Origin of the sequence: Protaetiibacter intestinalis (assembly GCF_003627075.1) — a bacterium.
Classification (GTDB): Bacteria; Actinomycetota; Actinomycetes; order Actinomycetales; family Microbacteriaceae; genus Homoserinibacter; species Homoserinibacter intestinalis.
Genome location: NZ_CP032630.1, coordinates 304,139 through 325,301, shown reverse-complemented (window position 1 = coordinate 325,301; position 21,163 = coordinate 304,139). Strand labels below are relative to the sequence as shown.

Sequence of the window (21,163 nt, the reverse complement as noted above, 5' to 3'; positions counted from 1 at the left end):
TCCAGTGTCGCGGATGGGATGCGGATGAGCGGGTCGCGAGTGCCGTCGGGCCGCGGTGCGCCGCGCCCGCCGCTCGCACCGCCGCTCGCCCGCTTCGACCTCGACCGCGACTACCTGAGCCGCGCGGGCGGTGTCGAGGGTCTGCTCGCGGACCCCGCGGCGCGGCTCGTGGTGCTGCACGACGGGCGCGCGCTCGGCGCCTCGCGCGACGCCCTCGCCCTCGTGCCCGCGGCGCGCGTCGGCGAGGTGGATCCCGACGCGGTCGTCTTCCTCGGCCGTGCCCGCAGCGACGCCCCCGACCTCGCGGCGGGCGCCCCGGTGCTCGCCCTCGACGCGGGCGACGAGCTCGCCGCGACGCTCGACGGCGAGTGGCTCGAGCTGCGCGGTGTCGGCGCACGGCTCGGCGCGCGCGACGCCGGCATCTTCGCCCAGGCGCTCGCCCTCGCCAACTGGCACGCGGCATCCGGTTTCTCGCCCGGCACGGGCACCGTCACCCGCGTCGGCCAGTCCGGCTGGGTGCGCATCGACCCCGACACGGGTCGCGAGCACTACCCGCGCACCGACCCGGCCGTCATCGTGGCGGTGCTCGACGACGAGGATCGCATCCTGCTCGGCTCGAACGTCGAGTGGGGTGCGGGTCGATTCTCGCTGCTCGCGGGCTTCGTCGAGCCGGGGGAGTCGCTCGAGGCGGCCGTCGTGCGCGAGATCTTCGAGGAGGCGGGCGTCGTGGTCGCCGACCCCGTGTACCTCGGCAGCCAGCCGTGGCCGTTCCCGGCCTCCCTCATGCTCGGCTTCGAGGCGCGCATCGCGGCGGGCACCCCGAGCGAGCCGACCCCCGACGGCACCGAACTGCGCGAGCTGCGCTGGTTCACGCGTGAACAGCTCGCGGCGGATGCCGAGGCCGGACGCGTGACGCTGCCGCGTTCGGCGTCGATCGCGCGGGCGATCATCGAGGACTGGTACGGCGGCGCCCTCCCGGACGGGGCGGAGGGGTGAGCCGCGACCCGCTCGCGGGCCTCGACGAGCAGCAGCGCCGCGCCGCCGAGACCCTGCTCGGTCCCGTGTGCATCCTCGCGGGTGCCGGCACCGGCAAGACCCGCGCGCTCACCCACCGCATCGCGCACGGCGTCGCGACGGGCGTCTACGCGCCCGACCGCGTGATGGCCCTCACCTTCACGACCCGCGCGGCCGGCGAGCTGCGGGGGAGGCTGCGCCGGCTCGGCGCGGGCCAGGTGTCGGCGCGCACCTTCCACTCGGCGGCGCTCGCCCAGCTGTCGTTCTTCTGGCCGCAGCTCGTCGGCGGCCGACTGCCCGAGATCCTGCCCGGCAAGGCGCGGATGCTGGGGCAGGCGGCCGAGTCGCTGCGGATGCGCGTCGACACGGCGGCACTGCGCGACCTCGCCGCCGAGATCGAGTGGCGCAAGGTGCGCCGCATGGGACTCGAGGAGTACGGGCGCGTCGCCCGCACCCGTGCGATGCCGCCGGGGCTCGGCGTCGACGCCGTGCTCGAGCTGCAGCAGCGCTACGAGGACCTCAAGGACGAGCGCCGCCAGCTCGACTTCGAGGACGTGCTGCTCGTGACGGCCGGCATGCTCGACGCGGAGCGCCGGGTGGCGGAGCAGGTGCGCGAGCAGTACCGCTTCTGGGTGGTGGACGAGTACCAGGACGTCTCGCCGCTGCAGCAGGAGCTGCTCGAGCTCTGGCTCGGCCCACGCAACGACCTGTGCGTGGTGGGCGACGCCTCGCAGACCATCTACTCCTTCGCGGGCGCCTCGAGCGACTACCTGCTCGGCTTCGCCACCCGCTACCCCGACGCCACCGTCGTGCGACTCGAGAGCAACTACCGCTCGGGCGCGGGCGTGCTGGCGGCGGCGAACCGGCTCATGCGCGGCCGCCCGGGCGCGCTCGAGCTGCGGGCGGCGCGCACCGACGAGCCGGCGGCCGAGCCCACGGTGACGCGCTGGGAGTCGGATGCCGCGGAGGCGGAGGGTGTGGCCGACGCGATCGCGGCGCAGCTGACGTCCGGCATCCGCCCCGAGCAGATCGCGGTGCTGTACCGGGTGAACGCGCAGGCGGCGCGTCTGGAGGCGGCGCTCGCGGAGCGCGGCATCAGCGCCCGACAGCTCGGCGGCACGCGCTTCTTCGAGCTCGACCCGATCCGCCGGGCGATGCTCGAGCTCACGAGCCTCGCCCGCACCGGCTCGCCGAAGCCCATGTACGAGACGGTCACGGACGTGGCGCGCAACATCGGCTGGACGGTGCAGGCACCCGAGAGCCAGGGGGCGGTGCGCGAGCGCTGGGAGGCGCTCGGGGCGCTCGTCGAGCTCGCCGACCAGGCACCGGACGGCACGAGCCTCGCCCAGTTCGTGGCCGAGCTGCAGGAGCGCCAGAACGCCCAGCACGAGCCGACCATGCAGGCCGTCGTGCTGTCGACGCTGCACGGGGCGAAGGGCCTCGAGTGGGAGCATGTGCACCTCGTGGGGCTCAGCGAGGGGCTGCTGCCGATCTCGCACGCGCGCGGCTTCGACGCGATCGACGAGGAGCGCCGGCTGCTCTACGTGGGCATCACGCGGGCACGACGGACACTCGCGCTGCACTGGTCCGCCGAGGGGCTGCGCGGCCGTCCGCGGGAGCCCAGTCGCTTTCTGGCGGAGCTGCGCAGCGGCACTCCGGGTGCGGGGCGACGCGGCGCTCGCTGAGCTCGTCGCCGTTCCCCGTGATCCGCAGCTCGGGTGCGGGTGGGGCGCCCGCGAGCTGCCGCACGACGACGCGCGCGACCTCGGCGACCGCGGATGCCGTGCGCAGCGGGTGCGCGGCCGGCGGCGGCAGGGTGGGCAGCTGGGCGGCGATCGCGGGCCACGCGTGGTCGGCGTCGCGGCGGTGCAGCTCGCGGCAGTGCAGGCACGCGGTGCGGCCCGGTACGACGAGCGGGCCGACGGTGACGGCGGTGTCGCCCACCACGACGGGCAGGTGCGGGATGTCGCGCTGCAGCCAGCCGCGGTGCTCGGCGGGGGAGAGCACGCGGTCGGCGACGAGGATCGCGAGTGCCGGTCTCGCGCGGCCGGTGGCTCGGAGGCCGGCCTCGTCGAGCACGCGGGCGATGCCGTGCGCGAGCGGGCCCGCCCCGAACACGACGACGCGGCCGGGGGGCGCGGCGGGGGTCGGCTCCCCGGCCTCGGGGAGCAGGGCGGGCGCGACCGCGGCGAGCAGGGCATCCGCCCGGCGCCGCGGGACGCCGAAGGTGCCGGCGAGCATGGGGAACCCGGAGGCGGAGACGCCCGTCACGAGCACCGCGAGCAGCCGCTCGACGCCGCCCACGGCATCCGGGATCACGGCGAGCACCGGGTCGACGCCGAGCTGCAGCGTCTGCGGGTCGCGCCACACGAGCGGGACCGCCGGATCCAGCCGCAGCACCATGGCTCCCACCCTGCCGCACCTCGGCCTCCCGCGTCCGCGCCTCTCCACAGCCACGCTGACCGGTCGGTTATCGGCCCCATTCCCGTGGTTTGAGGCGAGAAACCGACCGGTCAGCGTCGAGGGTTACGGGACGTTGGCGCCGCCGTTGACGTTGATCACCTCGCCGACGACGAAGCTCGACTCGGGGGAGGCGAGGAACACGTAGGCGGGCGCCTGCTCGACGGGTTGGCTCGTGCGGCCGAGCCATGAGGACTCGCCGAAGCCGTCGAGCTTCTCGGCGGGCTGGCCGTCGGAGACCTGCAACGGCGTCCACACCGGCCCCGGCGCGACCGCGTTCACGCGGATGCCGCGGGGCGCGAGGTCCTGCGCGAGCGCCTTCGTGAACCCGATGATCGCGAACTTCGTGGAGGCGTAGTTGACGATCATGGGCGAGGGGTTGTAGCCCTGCACCGAGGTCGAGTTGATGATCGTCGAGCCGGGCCTCAGGTGCGGCAACGCGTCGCGCGTGATCCAGAACATCGCGTACTGGTTGGTCTTGATGGTGCGGTCGAGGTCGTCCTCGTCGAGCTCCGCGAAGGTCTGGTGGTACACCTGGTGCGCCGCGTTGTTGACGAGGATGTCGAGCCCGCCGAGCCCCGCGACGGCATCCGCGACGAGCTGTCGGCAGAACTCCCGGTCGCGGATGTCGCCGGGCAGCAGGATCGCCTTCCGGCCCTCCGCGCGCACCACCTCGGCAATCGCCTCGGCATCCACCTGCTCCTCCGGCAGGTAGCCGAGCGCGACATCCGCGCCCTCGCGCGCGAAGGCGATCGCGACGGCCGCGCCGATGCCGGAGTCGCCGCCCGTGATGAGCGCCTTGCGGCCGGGGAGGCGGCCCGTGCCGCGGTAGCTCGTCTCGCCGTGGTCGGCCTTCGGATCGAGTTCGGCGTCGAGGCCCGGCAGCGGCTGCCACGAGGCGTGCGGCTTGATGTGGGCGTGGCGCTCGACGGGGTCGTCGAAGGTCAGCTGGTCGGAGGTCATCGTCGACTCCTTTTGTTGTGATTCACAACGTTATGGGATGCGGTGCGCGCTGTCACGGGTAGACGGCGCGCAGGATGCGGCGCTCCAGGTGCGACCAGGTGCCCGACACCGCGAGGTAGAGGGTCGCCGCGAGGGGCACGAACGCCGCCGCCGCGAGCGTCAGGAACGGCGCCCAGCTGAGCGCGCCGCGCGGGTCGAGCATCGCCGGGACGCCCTCCGCGGGCGCGATCGCGTCGCGCAGCGCGAGGCGACGGTTGAGCCACGCCACCACGCCGAGCACCGCGATCAGGGCGACGAACACGAGGTCGGCGGGCTGCATCCCGGACGCCAGGTCGACGAGGTGCCGCCCGAGACCCGCACCGAACAGCGAATGCTCGAGCAGGTGGTTCGGGTCGCCCGCGATCGTCGGATACGCGAACAGTGCGTAGACGATCGCGAGCACGGGCGCCTGCGCGAGCATCGGCAGGCATCCGGCGAACGGCGACACCCTCTCGGCGGCGTACAGCTCCATCGTGGCCCGGCGGAGCTTCTCGGGGTTCTTCTTGTGGCGGCGCTGCAGCTCGGCGAGGCGCGGGGCGAGGCGGCGGCGGTTCTGCGCCGCGCGGGCCATCGACACCCCGACAGGGATCAGCAGGGCGCGCACGGCGAGCGTGACGAGCACGATCGCACCGGCGGGGGTGACGAGGGTGCCGAGGGCGGTGAGGCCGGATGCGGCCGCCGCGAGGATCGCGGCGACCGGGGGCAGGTCGAACGGGTTCATGGGTGCTCCTGGGTCGGATGCGGACAGGCGGTAACGTCTGGCCGCCCGGCTCCGGAGGAGCGGGTGCGCGGGATGCGTCAGGCGGCCTGAGCCGCCCGCCCGGGGGCCCGGGAGCGGACGTGGCCGCGGGCATCCGGATGCGAGGCGTCGGGCAGGTGCCCGAGCAGGATGGCGTGCCGGCGGGCGCGCAGTCCCACCGTCATGTGCCGCGGGGCCGCCGCGAGGGTGGCCCGCACGAGCACCGCGATCGCGACCGCGAGGGCGCCGACGAGCGCGGCGGCGCCGAGGGTCGCCAGGTCGACGCCCGGGCCGTGCAGCCCGAGCACGCCGAGCACGAGGGCCACGCCCTGCATCAGCTGCTCGTACGCCTCGTGCACGGCGTCAGTCTACGTGCGGGATGCCGCCGCCCTCAGAACCGGCGCGTGAAGGGCAGGGGCTTCCGCATCCGCACGAGCAGCAGCAGGGGGATGAGCACGTAGGGCAGGTTGAAGGCGAGGAACTTGACCGGGTTCTGGGTCTGGAACTCCGGCTCGCCGAAGAACTCGACCCCGAACACGACGACGCCCGTGATGACGCTGATGGCGGTCGCGTAGATGACGGCGGGCAGCTGGATCCAGTTCCAGCCGCGGATGAGCGCGGGCACGAGCACGAGGTAGAAGGCCAGGTAGACGAAGGCCGAGAGCCCGGTGACGATCCGCATCCACACCGGGGGATGCATGAACAGCGGGTCGGCGTCGTGCGCGTACCAGTAGTTCGAGTCGACGAGGAACTGCCCGTTCGGCTGCGAGAAGTCGACGCCGACCGTCGGCAGCATGTCGGCGATGCAGGAGGTCACGATGAAGATCGTGAACATGACGGCGAAGAAGATGTCGATGGGGCGTCTGCGCAGCGGCAGGTTCGCGACGGCGTCGGGCATGTCGGCAGCGTAACGGGGGCGGGGGTAGGCTGTCCGCGAACACGGGAGTCCGGTGTGCCGGGCTGAGAGGAAGCTGATCCAAGCTTCGACCGTCGAACCTGATCCGGATCATGCCGGCGCAGGGAGGCATCTCGGGGTTCGGCTGCGACCAGCCGCCCACCCGTGCCGCTTTCACCGAACGAAAGGGCACGTATCGTGACCACCCACTCCACCACCGACGCCACCGACACCGCCGCGGCCGCGAAGGCCGCCCCGAGCCGCCGTTGGCGGGTCATCGACATCGTCATCGCGAGCGTGCTGGGCGTCGCGCTCGGCCTCGTCTTCATCCTGTGGAACACCACGAGCTCGCCGCTGCGCGACGCGGTCGGCGCCGTGCTGCCGGGCCTCGGCGCCCTGCTCGCGGGCATCTGGCTGCTCCCGGGCGTGCTCGGCGGCCTCATCGTGCGCAAGCCCGGCGCCGCGCTCTTCACCGAGCTCGTCGCGGCGACCGTGAGCGTCATCATCGTGCCCAACGAGTGGGGCTGGTGGACGATCGAGGCGGGCCTCGTGCAGGGTCTCGGCGCCGAGCTCGTCTTCGCGCTGTTCCTCTACCGTCGCTGGGGCTTCGGCGTCGCCGTGCTCGCGGGCGTCGGCGCGGGGCTCGCCATGGCGATCAACGACCTCATCGTCTGGTACGCGGGCAGCGTGACGCCCGAGTTCGTGGTCGTCTACATCGTCGCGTCCGCGATCACCGGCGCCGTCATCGCGGGTGCCCTCTCGTGGCTGCTCGTGCGTGCCCTCGCCGCGACGGGCGTGCTGAACCGCTTCGCGGCGGGGCGCGAGCGCGCCGAGCTGGTCTGAGGCGCGCGAGGCACGAGCGGCACGAGCGGCACGAGCGAGCGGATGCGACGGTGACGGACGGGGCGGGCGCGCGGATCGAGGCGCGCGGCTGGGGCTGGCGGCACGCCGGCCGCCGCGACCCCGCCGTCGCCGCGCTCGACCTCGTCGTCGAGCCGGGGGAGCGGGTGCTGCTGCTCGGTGCCTCGGGCGCCGGCAAGTCGACGCTCCTGCACGGCCTGGCCGGCATCCTGGGCGGTGCGGAGGAGGGGGAGCAGACGGGCGAGCTGCTCGTCGACGGCACCCCCGCCTCCGCCGCCCGGGGTGCCGCGGGGCTCGTGCTGCAGGACCCCGACACCCAGGCGGTGCTCGCGCGGCTGGGCGACGACGTCGCCTTCGGTCTCGAGAACCTGGGGGTCGAGCCGGACGAGATCCACCGCCGGGTGCCGGAGGCGCTCGCCGCGGTCGGCCTCGAGCTGCCGCTCGACCACCCCACGACGGCGCTCTCCGGCGGGCAGAAGCAGCGCCTGGCGCTCGCGGGGGTGCTCGCGATGCGGCCCCGGCTGCTGCTGCTCGACGAGCCGACCGCCAACCTCGACCCCGCCGGTGTGCGCGAGATCGTCGACGCCGTCGCCGCGACCGCCGCGGGCCGCACCCTCCTCGTCGTCGAGCACCGCGTCGACGCATGGTGGCCGCACGTGACGCGCGTCGTCGTGCTGGGACCCGCCGGGGTGATCGCCGACGGCGATCCGGATGCCGTGCTTGCGTCCGCGCGCGCGGAGCTCGAGGCGGCGGGCGTCTGGCTGCCGGGCACCGGCGCCGAGCTGCCCGTGCACCCGGCGGATGCGGCGGGCCCCGTGCTGCTGCGGGCCGAGCATCTCGCGGTGGGCCGCGTCGGCACGCGCGTGAGGCGCCGGGCGCGGCGGGCCGAGCCCGAGCATCCGCCCGTCGCCGCCGGGATCGACCTCGAGGTGCGCGCGGGCGAGGTGCTCGCCCTCACGGGCCCGAACGGCGCGGGCAAGACGACGCTCGCGCTGACCCTCGCGGGGCTGCTCGAACCGCACGCGGGGGTGCTCGAGGCGACCCCCGAACTCGCCGACGGCGTCGCGCCCGCCCCCGCCCGCTGGCGCTCGGCCGAACTGCTCACCCGCATCGGCTTCGTGTTCCAGAGCCCCGACCACCAGTTCCTGACGGCGACGGTGCGCGCCGAGCTCGAGGTGGGTCCGCGCGCGCTGCGCCAGGCTCCCGAGGCGTTCGGCCCGCGCATCGACGAGCTGCTCGAGCGGCTGCACCTCGCGCGCCTCGCCCGCGCCCACCCCTTCAGCCTCTCGGGCGGCGAGAAGCGTCGCCTCTCGGTCGCGACGGCCCTCGCCACGAGCCCCCGCATCCTCGTGCTCGACGAGCCCACCTTCGGGCAGGACGCCCGCACCTGGCGCGAGCTCGTCGCCCTGCTCGCCGAGCAGCGCGACGCGGGCCGCGCGATCGTCGTCGTCACGCACGACCGCGACCTCATCCGCTGCCTCGACGCCCGCGAGCACCCCCTCGAGGTCTCGAGATTCGTGCCGGTTGGTCGAATCGAGGCCCCGGAATCGACCACACGGCACGAATCTCCCGCGCACGGGGGTGCCTCGTGACGGCGCTGCTCGCTCCCGTGCGGGGGGATCGCCTCGTGCACTGCATCAACCCGGTCGCGAAGATCGCGGCCTCCGCGGCGATCGGCGTGGCCCTGCTCGTCACGATCGACTGGGTCTCGGGGGCCGTCGCGCTCGCGCTGCTGCTGCCGCTCGTGCCGTTCGCGGGCGTGCCGTGGCGCGCCCTCACGGTGCGGATGCTGCCGCTGCTGATCGCCTCCCCCCTCACCGCCCTCACCCTCGCGCTCTACGGGGCGCCGTCGGGCCACGTCTACGGCAGCTTCCTGCTCGCGACCGTGAGCGAGGGCTCGCTGCAGCTCGCCGCCGCGGCCGCGCTGCGCGTGCTCGCGATCGGCCTGCCCGCCGTGCTGCTCGTCGCCACCGTCGACCCCACCGACCTCGCCGACGGCCTCGTGCAGACCTGGCGTCTGCCCGCGCGCTTCGTGCTCGGTGCGCTCGCGGCGTTCCGCCTCGTCGGGCTCATCGTCGACGACTGGCGTGCCCTCGTGCTCGCCCGCCGCGCGCGCGGCGTGGGGGATGCGGGCGGCCGGCTCGGCCGCATCCGCTTCCTCGGCTCGGTGGCGTTCGCGCTGCTCGTGCTCGCCCTGCGCCGCGGCGGGTCGCTCGCGACCGCGATGGAGGCGCGCGGCTTCGGCGGCGACACCCCGCGCAGCGCCGCCCGCACCGCGAGCTTCGGGCGCGCCGAGTGGGTGCTCGTCGGCATCGGGGTGCTCATCGGGCTCGTGGCGCTCGGCGTCTCGATCGCGGTCGGCGCCTTCAACCCCGTCCTCGGGCCGCGCGGATGACCGCCGTCGACGCCGAGGTCGACCCGGCGCCGCTCGTCGAGCTGCTCGAGGTGGGGCCGCAGCCGTGGGTGCTGCTCATCGACGGCCGTTCGGGGGCGGGCAAGACCGTGCTCGCCCGCAGCCTCGCGGCCGCCACCGGCGCCGCCCTCGTCTCGCTCGACGAGGTCTACCCCGGCTGGGACGGCCTCGCGGCGGGCGCGGATGCCGTGCCCGGCATCATCCGCGACGGCCGCTGGCGCCGCTGGGACTGGGCCCGCGACGTTCCCGCGGATGCCGTATCCGTCGACCGCAGCGGCTCGCTCATCGTGGAGGGCTGTGGCGCGATCACCCGCGCCTCGCGTGCGCTCGCGGACCACGCGTGGTGGGTGGAGCGGGACGCGCCCGCCCGGAAGCGGCGCGCCCTCGACCGGGACGGCGATGCCTTCGCCCCGCACTGGTGCCGCTGGGCGGCACAGGAGGTGCAGCTCGACGCGCGCGAGGGTTCGCGTGCGCTCGCCGACCTCGAACTCAGTCCCGGTGCCAGGTCGTCGTGAACGGCGACCCGCTCGGATGCGTCGTCATCGTGTCGCCCTCGCACGTCACCGCGAGCGGCACGTTCCCGGCCGCCATCGGCGGGCTCGTGACGGGCATGTCGGAGGCCTCGCCGTTGATCGCGACGGTCGTGTCGATGGTGTAGGCCGAGTCGTCGAACTCCGAGAACACCATGGTGCCCGCGGTGTCGCTCGCATCCGAGCCGCCGTCCCACGCCCAGTCGGCGCCGACCCGGCCGGTGTGCGCCTGCGTCGTGGTCATGGTGAGACCCCCGCTCATGTCGATCGTGATGACGAAGGTCATCTCGTTCGAGAAGCCGAGCACCCCCTCGCCGCCGATCGAGAGGGTCTGGCTGCCGGATCCGGTCGAGCTCACGACGTTGAGACCGTTCGCGGCCATGAACGCACCGAGCTGGCTCGCGAGGTCGTCGAGGTCGGCGGTCCAGTCGCCGTTCACGCACGCGGTGAGCACGGGACCGAGGGCGTCGCCGTCCGTGTCACCGCCGGTGTCGCCTCCCGTCGTGCCGGTGTCGTCGCCCGTGCCGTCCGTCCCGGTGCCGGGCACGGGGAAGCATCCGGTGAGGGCGAACAGCAGGACGAGGGGAAGGGCTGCGGCTGCGGCGGTGCGACGGGACATGGTGGTCTCCTCCGGTCGATCGACCGCATCGTACGGTCTCGTCCTCACGACGCGCGAGAGGGTGTGCGGGGTTGACGCGAGACCGTGACCGTTCAGCCCCAGCCGAGGCGGTGCAGCTCCGCGTCGTCGATGCCGTAGTAGTGCGCGATCTCGTGCACGAGGGTGATGTGGATCTCGTCGCGCAGCTCGTCCTCGGTCTCGCAGATCGCGAGCAGCGGCTCGCGGTAGAGCACGATGCGGTCGGGCAGCTCGCCGAAGCCGTAGCGGTCGCGCTCGGTGAGCGCGGTGCCCTCGTAGATGCCGAGCAGGTCGAGGGAGCCGTCCTCGGGGCGGTCCTCGGTGACGAAGACGAGGTTCTCGAGGCCGTCGACCATCTCGTCGGGCAGCGCGTCGAGCTCGTCGACGACGATGCGCTCGAACTCCTCGGCGTCGAGTTCGAGGCTCACGGCTCCTCCAGGGCGTCGACGAGCACCCACTGCAGCTCGCCCAGCCAGCGGTAGATGTCGGCGAGCGGCCCCTCGCCCGGGTCGTCGCCGTCGTCGCGGATGCCGAGGCGGGTGCCGACCATCATCCGCAGATCGGTGAGGCTGCGCGCCCAGGTGGCCGCGGCATCCGGACCGAGGTCCACGCGGCCCTCGGTCGCGGTCGCGGCGATGCTCTCGGCGGCCTCGAGCTTGCGCTCCTCGAGCTCGTCGCGCGTATAGCGGCGGAACTCGGCCGCCGCGTCGGGGTCGTCGCGGTAGGCGTCGGGGAAGAGCCGCGCGAGCAGGGGCGCGTCGTCGAGCTCGGGGTCGCGCACGACATCCGCGAACTGGTGGGCGAGCACCGTGAGCAGCCCCGCCTCCTCGGCGGCGAACTCGATACGCACGGTGCCGCCGTCGCGCCCGATCCTCACGCGTCGTCCCTCGCGACGGTCGCCTGCAGGCCGTACTCGTGCATGGCCTGCGCGTGGCGCTCCATCTCCTCGCGGGGACCGGATGCGACGGTCGCGCGCCCCTCGTGGTGCACGAGCAGCATGAGGCGCTCGGCCTCCTCGCGCGGGTAGCCGAAGTAGCTGCGGAACACGTGCACGACGTAGTTCATGAGGTTGATCGGGTCGTTCCAGACGACGAGGATCCACGGCACGTCGAAGCGCACGTCCACATCGGGGAGCACCCCGGTGGAGGTGGAGGAGGTGGAATTGGGGCGATCGACGGGACTCGAACCCGCGACATCCGGCACCACAAGCCAGCGCTCTACCAACTGAGCTACGACCGCCATGCTGCTTGCGCAACCCGACGATTCTACGGTATCCGCGGCGCCCATTTCGCCACCGCGTCCTTCGCCGCGGCCGCCGCCTCGTCGCTCGTCGGGCCGGGTTCGGGCACGAACGCGACCCGACGGTAGTAGTCGAGTTCGCGGATCGACTCGAGGATGTCGGCGAGGGCGCGGTGCCCGCCGTTCTTCGCGGGGGACTGGAAGTAGATGCGCGGGTACCAGCGGCGCGAGAGCTCCTTGATGCTCGACACGTCGACGTTGCGGTAGTGCAGGTGGGCGTCGACGCGCGGCATGAACTTGGCGATGAAGGCGCGGTCGGTGCCGATGGTGTTGCCGGCGAGCGGGGCGGTGCCGTTGTCGGGCACGAACTTCAGGATGTACTCGAGCACCTCGTACTCGGCCTCGGCAAGGCTCACGCCGTTCGGGATCTCGTCGATCAGGCCGGATGCCGTGTGCATCTCGCGCACGAAGTCGCCCATGTGGTCGAAGGCCGACTGGTCGGGCTTGATGACGATCGAGAAGCCGGGGTCGACGGGCACGAGCTGGTAGTCGGTGACGACGACCGCGACCTCGACGAGCTCGTCGACCTCGAGGTCGAGCCCGGTCATCTCGCAGTCGACCCACACGAGACGATCCGCTGCCTGGCTCATGCCTCCACCCTAGCCACCTCCGCAGCCCCCTCCACCGCATCCGCTGACCGGTCGGTTTCTCGCCTCAAACGGGGTGGATGGGGCGAGAAACCGACCGGTCAGCGTCGACGGGTGGGGGGGGGGGTGACGGTCAGGCGGCGTCGCCGAGGGTGATGGCCTCGGCCTCCTCGGCGGTGGTGTCGGCGGCGGCGTCGGCGCGGGCGAGGAGGCGGCGGCCGGCGATCACGAGGGTCGCGGCGACGAGCACGGCGCCCGCGGCCACGTAGTAGGGCACGTGGTCGCCCCAGAACTCGGCGAGCAGCGCGGCGAGCGGGGGAGCGGCGGCGCCGCCGAGGAAGCGCACGGCCGAGTAGGCGGAGCTCGCGACGGGGCGCGCGAGGTCGGTCGAGTCCATGACGGTCTCGGTGAGCACGGTGTTGAGGATGCCGAGCAGCAGCCCGCCGACGACGATGCACACGATGAGGCCGGGCACCGAGCCCACCACGATGCCCGCCGCGACGAGGTCGAGGGCGAGCAGCGGCAGGACGATCGCGAGCACGCGCGAGCGCGGCATCCGGGCGGTGAGCAGCGGCGCCACCCACACGCTCGTGATCGCGAGCGCGAGACCCCAGCCGAAGAACACCAGGCCGAGGCCGATCGCGTCGAGGCCGAGGGGGAACGGGCTGAAGGCGAGCAGGGTGAAGAAGCCGACGTTGTAGAACAGCGCGGCCACCGCGAGCAGCGCGAGCGGGGGGCGGCGCAGCGCCCGCAGCGGGTCGGAGAGCCGGCGCCGCTCGCGCGGGGTGCCGCGATCCGAGGGCAGCAGCACGAGCAGGGCGACGACCGCGCTCGCCATGAGCGCCGCGGTGCCGAAGAACGGCCCGCGCCACGAGATGCTGCCGAGCAGCCCGCCGAGCAGCGGCCCCACCGCGATGCCGATGCCGAGGGCGGCCTCGTAGAGCACGATGGCCGCGCCCGAGCCGCCGGTGGCCGCGCCGATGATGGTGGCGAGCGCCGTCGAGATGAACAGGGCGTTGCCGAGGCCCCAGCCGGCGCGGAAGCCGATGACCGCCTCGACCGAGCCCGACAGCGCGGCGGCCGTCGCGAACACGACGATGAGGGCGAGGCCGATGAGCAGGGTCCAGCGGGCGCCGATGCGGCTCGACACCCACGCGGTCACGAGCATCGCGAGACCCGTGACGAGCAGGTAGCTCGTGAAGAGCAGCTCGGCCTGGGCCGCGGTCGCGTCCAGTTCGGCGGCGATCGCGGGCAGGATCGGGTCGACGAGCCCGATGCCCATGAAGGCGATGACGCTCGCGAAGGCGACGACCCAGACGGTGCGCGGCTGTCGCAGGATGCCGGAGCCCGCTCCGTGCCCGCTCACGAGGCGACCGCGGAGGCGTCGTGACCGAGGCGCGACTCGAGCACGGCGGCGGCGCGGGCGAGCGCGGCCCAGTCGGCGTCGTCGAGCTCGCCGAACCAGGGTTCGAGCGTCTCGGCGAGCTGGGCGCGCCACGCGGCGAGCGCCTGGGCGCCCTTCTTGCTCACGACGATGAGCCAGGCGCGCGAGTCGTCGCGGTCGGCGATGCGGGTGACGAGCTCCTCCTCGACCATGGTGGCGAGCAGGCGCGTCATGCCGGGCTGGGTGACGCGGCTGGCGGCGGCGAGCTCGCCGATGCGCATGGGGCCGTCGCTCTCGAGGATGGAGAGGGTGCGCCACTGCGCGGCGGGCGTCGTGCTGCCGGTGGTCGTCGCGGCGAGGCGGGTGAGCCGGTGGGTGGAGACGAGCAGGGATTCGAGGATGTCGGTGTGCATCACGGCAGCAAGTGTATATCAAGGTTATATAACTTGCTGATGTGTTTTCGGAGGCTCGCGAGAACCGCTGCGATAGCCTGAGAGGCCGCCCTCGTAGCTCAGCGGATAGAGCAGGAGCCTTCTAATCTCTTGGTCGCAGGTTCGATTCCTGCCGAGGGCACATGAGGCTACTGCTGCGCCGCACGCTCGCGCGTGCGGACCAGCTGGCCGCCGCCGCCCTCGTGATCGCGATCGGCGCGGGGGCGATCGTGACCCTCGTCACGGCGCTCGGGAGCGGCCTGGATGCCGGGGTCGCCGCCGTCGTGCACGACGCCGAGCCGACGGCGGGCGCCCTGCGGGTCGACACGGCGCTCGCGCCGGATCCCCAGGCCCAGCGCCTCGAGTACCACGCGGAGCTCGAGGAGGCGATCGGCTCCGCGCCGCTCGACATCGTGCGCAGCGTCCGCAGCGAGCCGGTGCCGGCGCTCGTCGGCGGCACCGCGCGCCCGGTCGTGCTCGGCAGCGAGGACGCCCTCGACCGCCTCGCGGGACTCGTCGCGGGCGACTGGCCGACGGACGAGACCGAGGCGACCGTCTCCGAGGCGGCGGCGCGCGAGCTCGGCGTCGCGGTCGGCGACACCCTCGCCGCGGCGGGCCGCGAGTTCCGCATCTCGGGCATCTGGCGCGCCCACGATCCGGCCGACGCGGCCTGGTTCTCGGAGACGGCCATCGCATCCGGTCTGCTCGGCGACGCCGCCGGGCCCGTCATGGTGCACCCCGACGCGCTCGCCGGGCTGGCACCGCGGCCCGCGGTGGCCTGGACGATCGTGCCGCGCGACGACGCCGTCGACGTCGCCTCGCTCGCCGCGCTGAGCACGGTCGAGAGCCGGTTGCGCGGCGTCGCCTCGCGGCTCGGCTCGGGCGGCAGCTACGCCGTCACCGTCTCGGGAGGGCTCACCGACACCGTCGCCCGCGCCCAGGATGCCGTGCAGACCGCGCGCGTGCTCGGCGGCGTCGCGCTCGTGATCGTGGCCGTCGCGGCGGCGATCGTGCTGGGCCTCATCGGTCGCTCCCTCGCCCAGCTGCGGGCGGAGGAGTCGCGGCTGCTCGCCGCGCGCGGCCTGGCGCCCGCGCGGGCCGCCGTCATCGCCGCGCGCGAGGCCCTCGGCACGGCGCTGCTCGGCACCGCCGCGGGTCTCGGCGCGGCCGTCGGCGTGTGCGCGCTCGCCGGCTTCGGCCCGCCCGCCCTCGAGACCGTGCTCGTCGGGGCCGCCCTCGGCGTGCTCGGCGGCACCGTGCTGTTCGCGCTCGCCGCCCGACCGGATGCCGCCGAGGTGCGTCGGGTGCGCACCCGCCGCGCCCGTCCGGTCGCCGAGACCGAGTCGGTCGCCCCCGCGCTCGCCGTCGCCGTGCTCGCGGCGCTCGCCCTGCTCGCCGGCACGAACCGCACGACCGCGGCCCCCGTCGCCCTCGTCGCGCCCGCGCTCGTGCTCGTCGCCGGGGTGCTGCTCGTGCGGCTGCTCGTGGCGCCCGCGCTGCGCCTCGCCGAGCTCGCCGCGGCCCGCCGGCCGGGGCTGCTGCCGGTGCTGCCGCTGCGCCAGCTCGCCCGGCGTCCGCGGGCCGTCGCCGCGGCCTTCGTGGTGGTGGCGCTCGCGGCCGGCACGATCGTGTTCGCCTCGGCCGCCCAGGCCGCCGTGCACCGGGCGGATGCCGCCGCCGTGAGCGCGGGAGGCGGCGGCGACGTGCGCATCCGCTTCACGGGCGTCGACCGCGACCCGGTGCGCCCGGCCGACTACGCGCAGCTCGACGGCGTCGACGCCGCCGCGGGCGTCGCGCTCGGCAACGCCTCCTTCGGCCGCGTCGCCGCGCGCCTGCTGGTGGCGTCGCAGGAGCTCGGGCGGGTGGATGCCGCGGCCGCGCCGCCCGTCGCGGGCGAGGCGCTCGCCGTCGTGCTCACCCCGGCCCTCGCGAGCCGCATCGGTGTCGGCATCGGCGACACGGTCGCGATGGCCATGACGGGTGCCCGCGAGCCGCTGCCCGTGACCGTCGCGCGGATCGCCGCGCTGCCGGCCGTGGGCGAGGCGGGCGTGCTCGTCGACGGCGACGCGCTCGCCGCGGCGCTGCCGGAGGGCTCGCACGCGCCCGCCGTCGACGAGGTGTGGCTCGCCGCCGACGATCCGACCGCGGTGGCCCTGGCCGTGCGCGAGGCGAGCGTCCGCCCCGCGACGGTCATCGTCCCCTCGGCGCTCACGACCGCAGCCGTCGGAGGTGTCGGCGGCGGTGCGGCGACCCTCGCCGCGCTCGTCGTCACGGTCATCGCCTGGGGTGGTTTCGCGGCGGCCGCCGCGACCCTCGCCCGGCTGCGGCGCGAGGAGCTGGTGCCGTTGCGTTCGCTCGGCCTCGGGGCGCGCGCCCAGGCCCGCGCCCGCGTCGTGGAGCTGTGCGTGACGGCGCTCGCCGCCGCGCTCGGCGGTGCGGGTGCCGGCGCCCTCGCCGCGGGACTCGCCGTGCGCGGCCCGCTCGTCGCGGGCGGCGTCGACCCCGCCCTGCTGCTGACGGCCGTCGCGCTGCCGCTCGGCGTCGTCGTGATCGCCCTGCTCGCGGGTGCCGCCACGAGCCGCGCCGGGCAGCATCCGGGGGGTGGCAGGTGACCCGATCCGCCCCCTCGCTGCGCGCCCTCGCGGCGACGCTCGCCCACACCTCCGCCGCCGCTCTCGTCGTGCTCGGCGTCTCCGCCCTGCTCGCCGCCGGCGCGACCTTCGCGATCGGCGGGGCGCGGGATGCGCGCGACGACACCCTGCGCGCCGCGGTCGCCGCCACCGCCCCCTCGCAGCGCGACCTCTCCGACGGGATGCGCGGCTCGATCTCGCCCCGCCCCGGATCCGTCACCCACGGGCTCGACCCGGAGACGGCGTCCGCGTGGGGCGCCACCTTCGACCGGCTCACCGCGATCGGCGAGACCATGCCGCCGGAGGTCGCCGCGATCACCGGCGACCCGCGCGCCGTGGTGCGGCTCGATCGTGCGAAGGCCGTGCCGGTCGACGGCGCGCGCGCTCCCGACACCGAGCTCATCCTGAGCTTCGACCCCGCCCTCGCGGGGCTCGTGACGGTCGTCGAGGGCACGCTGCCCGGGCCCATCGCGCCGGGCGAGCCCATCCCGATCGCCCTCACCGAGACGGTCGCCGAGCAGTTCGGCTGGCCGCTCGGGCAGGTGCGGAACGTGCAGTACAGCGCGGGCGCGCGCGAGCTCGTGCTCGTGGGGCTGCTCGAGGCGCGCGATCCGGATGCCGGCGAGTGGGATCACGCGGCCGTCGCCCTGCAGGCGAGCGAGGTCGACAACTTCGAGCGCCCGCCCACCTTCATCGGCGTCGGCTACGCGGATGCCGCCTCCGTCGGCTCCGTCGCCGAGCTCGCGGCGGCGTCGCGCGTCGAGTTCTGGTTCCCGGTGCACCCCGAGCGGCTCCAGGCGGATGCCGCGGAGCGGACCGCGGAGGGCCTGCACCGCTTCTCGTCGACCGTCAACGAGCTGCCCGTGCTCATGAACGTCGGCTCGGTCTTCCCCGTCACCGTCACCCCGGCCGGCACGACGGCGGGTGTCATCTCGCAGACGCTGCCACTGCTCGGCACCCTCACGGCGCTGCTCGGCGTCGCGGCGTCGGGTGTCGCGCTCGCGGGTGCCGCCGTGCTCGTGCTCGCGGTGCGGGCGATCGTCACGCGGCGTCGCCCGCTGCTCGCGCTCGTGGCGGCGCGCGGCGCCTCCGACGGGGCGCGGGCCGGGTTCCTCGCGGTCGACGCGGCGCTGCCGGCCGTGCTCGGCTCCGTGCTCGGGGTCGGTGCGGGGTCGGTCGTGCTCGGCGAGGCTCCGGCGCCGGGGGCCGTGTTCGCGGGGATCGCGGTGGTCGTGATCGCGGCCGTCGCGGCGGCGCTCACGGGTGCCCTGCTCGTGCGCACGCGGATGCGCGTCGACGACCGGGCACGCACCCGGTCGCGGCTGCGCACCGCCCTGGAGGGGGGCGCCGTGCTCGTGGCGGGCGGGCTCGTCGCGATCCTGCTGACCACCCCCGCCTCCGCGCGCTCGGGGACCTCGCCGCTCGCGATCGTCGTGCCCGCCGCGCTCGTCGCACTCGGCTGCCTGCTCGCGCTGCGCCTCACGCCGCTCGCGCTGCGCGGCGCGGAGGCCCTCGGTCGTCGGCGCCGGGGACTCGTGCCGCTGCTCGGGCCCGCGCGGGCCGGCCGCGACCCCTCGGCGGGCGCCGTGCCCGTGCTCGCCCTCATCGCCGGCATCGCGGTGGCCGTGCTGGGCGCGGGCCTGCACGCGACCGTGACCGACGGCATCCGTGACGCGGCCCGCAGCCAGGTGGGCGCCGACGTGCGGGTGGATGCGCGGTACCTCGGCGCCGAACTGGCCCTCGCCGCCGCCCAGACCGAGGGGATCGCCGCCTCGGCCCTCGTCTCGGACGACGACGACGTCGAGCTGGAGTTCCCCGACGGCGACGGGCGCATCACGGTGTACGCGGTCGACCCGGAGGCGTTCCGCGCGGCCGCCGCCGACGGCGTGCCGGTACCGCCGGACGGCACCGACCCGATCCGCGCCCTCGTGTCGCGCACCGTCGCCGACCGACTCGACGGCGCCGGCATCGAGCTCGCCGGCACCGCGATCGAGACCGCCCAGGTGGTGCCCGACGACAGCCCCTTCGGGCGTGCGAACTCGTGGATCGCGATCCCGCTCGACGCGGCCGAGCAGTTGCGGCTCAAGGTGACGCCGAGCGCCTTCGTGGCCCGTGTGGAGCCGGATGCCGATGCCGCCGAGGTGCGGGGGCGGCTCGCCGCGCTGTTCGACGGGATCGGCACCGCCCGCACCCCGCAGGACGTCGTGGCCGACCGCGTCGACGCGCCCGCCGTGCGCTCGCTCGTCGCGGCGCTCACCGTCGCGGTCGTCGCGGCCGGGGTGCTCACCGTGCTCGGCGCCCTGCTCGCGCTCTCGCTCGCCGCCCCCGCGCGCGGGCGACTGTTCGCGCTGCTGCGGGCACTCGGCTCGCCCGCGCGACGCGAGTACGCGCTCGTCGTGTGGGAGCTCGCACCCGCGCTGCTGCTCGCCGTGCCCATCGGCGCGGTGGTCGGCGTGGCGCTCGTGCCGCTCGTGACGGCGGGCGTCGAGCTCACGACCTTCACGGGGGGATCCGCGGCTCCCGCTGTGAGCCTCGGCCTCGCGGCGTCCGGTCTCGTCGTCGCGGCGCTCGTCGCCGTCGTCGCCGTCGCCGTGCTCGCGGCGGCCGCGATCGCCCGCATCCCCGGCGCCACACGCGCCGTCCGAACCGTCGACGAGGAAGGATGAGCAGATGACCGCGCTCGCCGAACCGGACATCCTGTGCTCGGAGCTCGTGCGCATCTTCACGGCGCAGGGCGTCGAGGTGCAGGCCCTCCAGGGGCTCGACCTGCGCGTCGAGCGCGGCGAGCTCGTCGCGCTCGTGGGCGCGTCGGGCTCCGGCAAGTCGACGCTGCTCGGCATCCTCGCGGGCCTCGACACCCCCACGGCGGGCGTCGCCCAGGTGGCGGGGCACGACCTCACCACGATGGGCCGCCGGGAGCGGATCGCGTACCGCCGTCGCAGTGTCGGCTTCATCTGGCAGCAGACGAGTCGCAACCTCGTCGGCTACCTCACGGCCGCCGAGAACATCGCCCTCGCCCACCTCGTCGCGGGGGTCGTGCCGCGGCGCGAGCGCGCCTCGCGCGCCGCCGGACTGCTCGAGCTGCTCGGGATCGGCGAGCTCGCGGACCGTCGCCCCGCCGAGCTCTCCGGCGGTCAGCAGCAGCGCGTCGCGCTCGCCGTCGCCCTCGCCAACGGCCCGCGCGTGCTGCTCGCCGACGAGCCCACGGGCGAGCTCGACGAGACCTCGAGCGCGCAGGTACTCGAGGCGATGGAGACGGTGGGGCGCGAGCACGGGCTCACGACGCTCGTGGTGACCCACGACGGTGCGGTCGCCGAGCACGTCGACCGCACCATCCGCATCCGCGACGGCCGCACCTCGACCGAGGTGCTGCGCAGCACCCGCACCGACGCCGAGGGCGCGCGGGTGCGGGTGGCCGAGGAGTTCGCGGTGCTCGACCGGGCCGGTCGTCTGCAGCTGCCCGCCGAGTTCACCGGCGCGCTCGGCCTGCGCGATCGCGTACGGCTGAGCCTCGAACCCGACCACATCCAGGTGCGGCAGGGCCGCAGCCACGGGCAGGGCGGGCAGGGCGAGCGTCAGGACGGGGAGGACGCGCGATGACCGTGGTGCTGCGCGGCGAGGGACTCGAGCGGGTGTTCCGCACCCCGGCGGGCGAGGTGCGCGCCGTCGACGGGGTGGGCCTCGAGGTGTCGGCGGGCGAGCTCGTCGTGCTGCAGGGGCGCTCCGGCGCCGGCAAGACCACCCTGCTGACGCTGCTCGGCGGCCTCGACCGGCCCACCGCCGGGCGCGTCGAGCTCGACGGCCGCGACCTCGCGACGCTCGGGGATGCCGAACTGCGGGAGCTGCGCTCGACGCGCGTCGCCTCCGTCTTCCAGACCTTCGGGCTGCTGCCCGTGCTCTCGGCCGCCGAGAACGTCGAGGTGCCGCTGCGGATCCTGCGGGTGCCGCGCGCCGAGCGCGAGGAGCGGGTGGCCGCGGCGCTCGCGGCCGTGGGTCTCACCGAGCACTCCGCCCAGCGGCCCGGCGAGCTCTCGGGCGGTCAGCAGCAGCGGGTGGGCCTCGCGCGCGCCATCGTGGCGCGGCCGGCGCTGCTGCTCGCCGACGAACCGACCGGCCAGCTCGACTCGGAGACGGGGGCGGCGATCATGACGCTCATCGGCGAACTCGTGCGCGACACCGGCATGGCGGCGCTCGTCGCCACCCACGATTCGGCGCTCGCGGAACGGGCGGATCGCGTGCTGCAGCTGCACGACGGCCGCCTCACCGACTGAGGCGGGTCCG

The 21,163-nt window shown here is 74.9% G+C and carries 21 protein-coding genes and 2 tRNA genes; 11 read left to right on the top strand and 12 right to left on the bottom strand.

The window, feature by feature from the left end; translation table 11 throughout:
* Positions 1-24 precede the first annotated feature (24 nt).
* Together nudC and D7I47_RS01600 are read left to right on the top strand one after the other, a co-directional pair.
* On the top strand, positions 25-996 hold the full coding sequence (nudC, locus tag D7I47_RS01605; protein WP_227000774.1) for an NAD(+) diphosphatase: 972 nt from the start codon (positions 25-27) through the stop codon (positions 994-996).
* On the top strand, positions 993-2,699 hold the full coding sequence (locus D7I47_RS01600; protein WP_120761420.1) for an ATP-dependent helicase: 1,707 nt from the start codon (positions 993-995) through the stop codon (positions 2,697-2,699). Before nudC ends, D7I47_RS01600 begins: the two co-directional genes overlap by 4 nt.
* An 841-nt stretch (positions 2,700-3,540) precedes the next feature.
* Here the strand turns inward: D7I47_RS01600 and D7I47_RS01595 are convergent.
* The 4 genes from D7I47_RS01595 to D7I47_RS01580 form a co-directional block, all read right to left on the bottom strand.
* On the bottom strand, positions 3,541-4,437 hold the full coding sequence (locus tag D7I47_RS01595; RefSeq protein ID WP_120761419.1) for an SDR family oxidoreductase: 897 nt from the start codon (positions 4,435-4,437) through the stop codon (positions 3,541-3,543).
* Positions 4,438-4,489: 52 nt separating this feature from the next.
* Positions 4,490-5,197: a YidC/Oxa1 family membrane protein insertase gene (locus D7I47_RS01590; RefSeq protein ID WP_120761418.1), complete on the bottom strand. Its 708-nt coding sequence runs from the start codon at positions 5,195-5,197 to the stop codon at positions 4,490-4,492.
* Between the two features lie 77 nt (positions 5,198-5,274).
* Positions 5,275-5,574: a DUF6412 domain-containing protein gene (locus D7I47_RS01585; protein WP_120761417.1), complete on the bottom strand. Its 300-nt coding sequence runs from the start codon at positions 5,572-5,574 to the stop codon at positions 5,275-5,277.
* A gap of 32 nt (positions 5,575-5,606) precedes the next feature.
* On the bottom strand, positions 5,607-6,113 hold the full coding sequence (locus D7I47_RS01580; protein WP_120761416.1) for an EXPERA domain-containing protein: 507 nt from the start codon (positions 6,111-6,113) through the stop codon (positions 5,607-5,609).
* 195 nt (positions 6,114-6,308) lie between these two features.
* Here D7I47_RS01580 and D7I47_RS14955 point away from each other — a divergent pair, with 195 nt between their 5' ends.
* The 4 genes from D7I47_RS14955 (at position 6,309) to D7I47_RS01560 (ending at position 9,899) form a co-directional block, all read left to right on the top strand.
* On the top strand, positions 6,309-6,953 hold the full coding sequence (locus D7I47_RS14955) for an ECF transporter S component (protein ID WP_120761415.1): 645 nt from the start codon (positions 6,309-6,311) through the stop codon (positions 6,951-6,953).
* 74 nt (positions 6,954-7,027) lie between these two features.
* Positions 7,028-8,563 (top strand): ABC transporter ATP-binding protein, encoded by a 1,536-nt coding sequence (locus D7I47_RS01570; protein WP_405083455.1) that lies wholly within the window; start codon positions 7,028-7,030, stop codon positions 8,561-8,563.
* Positions 8,560-9,366 (top strand): energy-coupling factor transporter transmembrane component T family protein, encoded by an 807-nt coding sequence (locus D7I47_RS01565; protein WP_227000770.1) that lies wholly within the window; start codon positions 8,560-8,562, stop codon positions 9,364-9,366. Before D7I47_RS01570 ends, D7I47_RS01565 begins: the two co-directional genes overlap by 4 nt.
* Positions 9,363-9,899, top strand: a complete 537-nt coding sequence (locus tag D7I47_RS01560; RefSeq protein ID WP_227000768.1) for a nucleoside/nucleotide kinase family protein — start codon at positions 9,363-9,365, stop codon at positions 9,897-9,899. The genes D7I47_RS01565 and D7I47_RS01560 overlap by 4 nt, the downstream gene beginning before the upstream one ends.
* Here the strand turns inward: D7I47_RS01560 and D7I47_RS01555 are convergent.
* The 8 genes from D7I47_RS01555 to D7I47_RS01520 all read right to left on the bottom strand — a co-directional run bounded on the left by D7I47_RS01555 (position 9,874) and on the right by D7I47_RS01520 (position 14,234).
* Entirely contained in the window at positions 9,874-10,533 is a 660-nt protein-coding gene (locus D7I47_RS01555) for a hypothetical protein (RefSeq protein WP_120761413.1), read from the bottom strand. The genes D7I47_RS01560 and D7I47_RS01555 overlap by 26 nt on opposite strands.
* 92 nt (positions 10,534-10,625) lie before the next feature.
* Positions 10,626-10,979, bottom strand: a complete 354-nt coding sequence (locus D7I47_RS01550; RefSeq protein WP_120761412.1) for a metallopeptidase family protein — start codon at positions 10,977-10,979, stop codon at positions 10,626-10,628.
* Positions 10,976-11,428, bottom strand: coding sequence for a DUF2017 family protein (locus D7I47_RS01545; RefSeq protein ID WP_157981565.1), 453 nt, complete (start codon positions 11,426-11,428; stop codon positions 10,976-10,978). The genes D7I47_RS01550 and D7I47_RS01545 overlap by 4 nt, the downstream gene beginning before the upstream one ends.
* Complete coding sequence (gene clpS, locus D7I47_RS01540; RefSeq protein ID WP_120761411.1) at positions 11,425-11,688, bottom strand: ATP-dependent Clp protease adapter ClpS; 264 nt, start codon at positions 11,686-11,688, stop codon at positions 11,425-11,427. Before clpS ends, D7I47_RS01545 begins: the two co-directional genes overlap by 4 nt.
* Positions 11,689-11,714: 26 nt before the next feature.
* A tRNA-His gene (locus tag D7I47_RS01535) sits at positions 11,715-11,790 on the bottom strand.
* 26 nt (positions 11,791-11,816) lie between these two features.
* Positions 11,817-12,440 carry an oligoribonuclease gene (gene orn / locus D7I47_RS01530; RefSeq protein ID WP_120761410.1) on the bottom strand — a complete coding sequence of 208 codons (624 nt, stop codon included), beginning with the start codon at positions 12,438-12,440 and terminating at the stop codon, positions 11,817-11,819.
* 130 nt (positions 12,441-12,570) lie between these two features.
* On the bottom strand, positions 12,571-13,803 hold the full coding sequence (locus D7I47_RS01525; RefSeq protein ID WP_120761409.1) for an MFS transporter: 1,233 nt from the start codon (positions 13,801-13,803) through the stop codon (positions 12,571-12,573).
* Entirely contained in the window at positions 13,800-14,234 is a 435-nt protein-coding gene (locus D7I47_RS01520; protein ID WP_120763759.1) for a MarR family winged helix-turn-helix transcriptional regulator, read from the bottom strand. Before D7I47_RS01520 ends, D7I47_RS01525 begins: the two co-directional genes overlap by 4 nt.
* An 87-nt stretch (positions 14,235-14,321) precedes the next feature.
* On the opposite strand from D7I47_RS01520, the gene D7I47_RS01515 reads away from it, so the two are divergent.
* The 5 genes from D7I47_RS01515 (at position 14,322) to D7I47_RS01495 (ending at position 21,153) form a co-directional block, all read left to right on the top strand.
* Positions 14,322-14,394: transfer RNA gene (locus D7I47_RS01515), tRNA-Arg, on the top strand.
* A 1-nt stretch (position 14,395) separates the two neighbouring features.
* Positions 14,396-16,864 carry a hypothetical protein gene (locus D7I47_RS01510; RefSeq protein ID WP_120761408.1) on the top strand — a complete coding sequence of 823 codons (2,469 nt, stop codon included), beginning with the start codon at positions 14,396-14,398 and terminating at the stop codon, positions 16,862-16,864.
* On the top strand, positions 16,861-19,548 hold the full coding sequence (locus tag D7I47_RS01505; protein ID WP_120761407.1) for an FtsX-like permease family protein: 2,688 nt from the start codon (positions 16,861-16,863) through the stop codon (positions 19,546-19,548). The genes D7I47_RS01510 and D7I47_RS01505 overlap by 4 nt, the downstream gene beginning before the upstream one ends.
* 4 nt (positions 19,549-19,552) lie before the next feature.
* The gene (locus D7I47_RS01500; protein ID WP_120761406.1) at positions 19,553-20,482 is read left to right on the top strand and encodes an ABC transporter ATP-binding protein; all 930 of its coding nucleotides are present in this window, start codon (positions 19,553-19,555) and stop codon (positions 20,480-20,482) included.
* Positions 20,479-21,153: an ABC transporter ATP-binding protein gene (locus D7I47_RS01495; protein ID WP_120761405.1), complete on the top strand. Its 675-nt coding sequence runs from the start codon at positions 20,479-20,481 to the stop codon at positions 21,151-21,153. Before D7I47_RS01500 ends, D7I47_RS01495 begins: the two co-directional genes overlap by 4 nt.
* Positions 21,154-21,163: the final 10 nt, after the last annotated feature.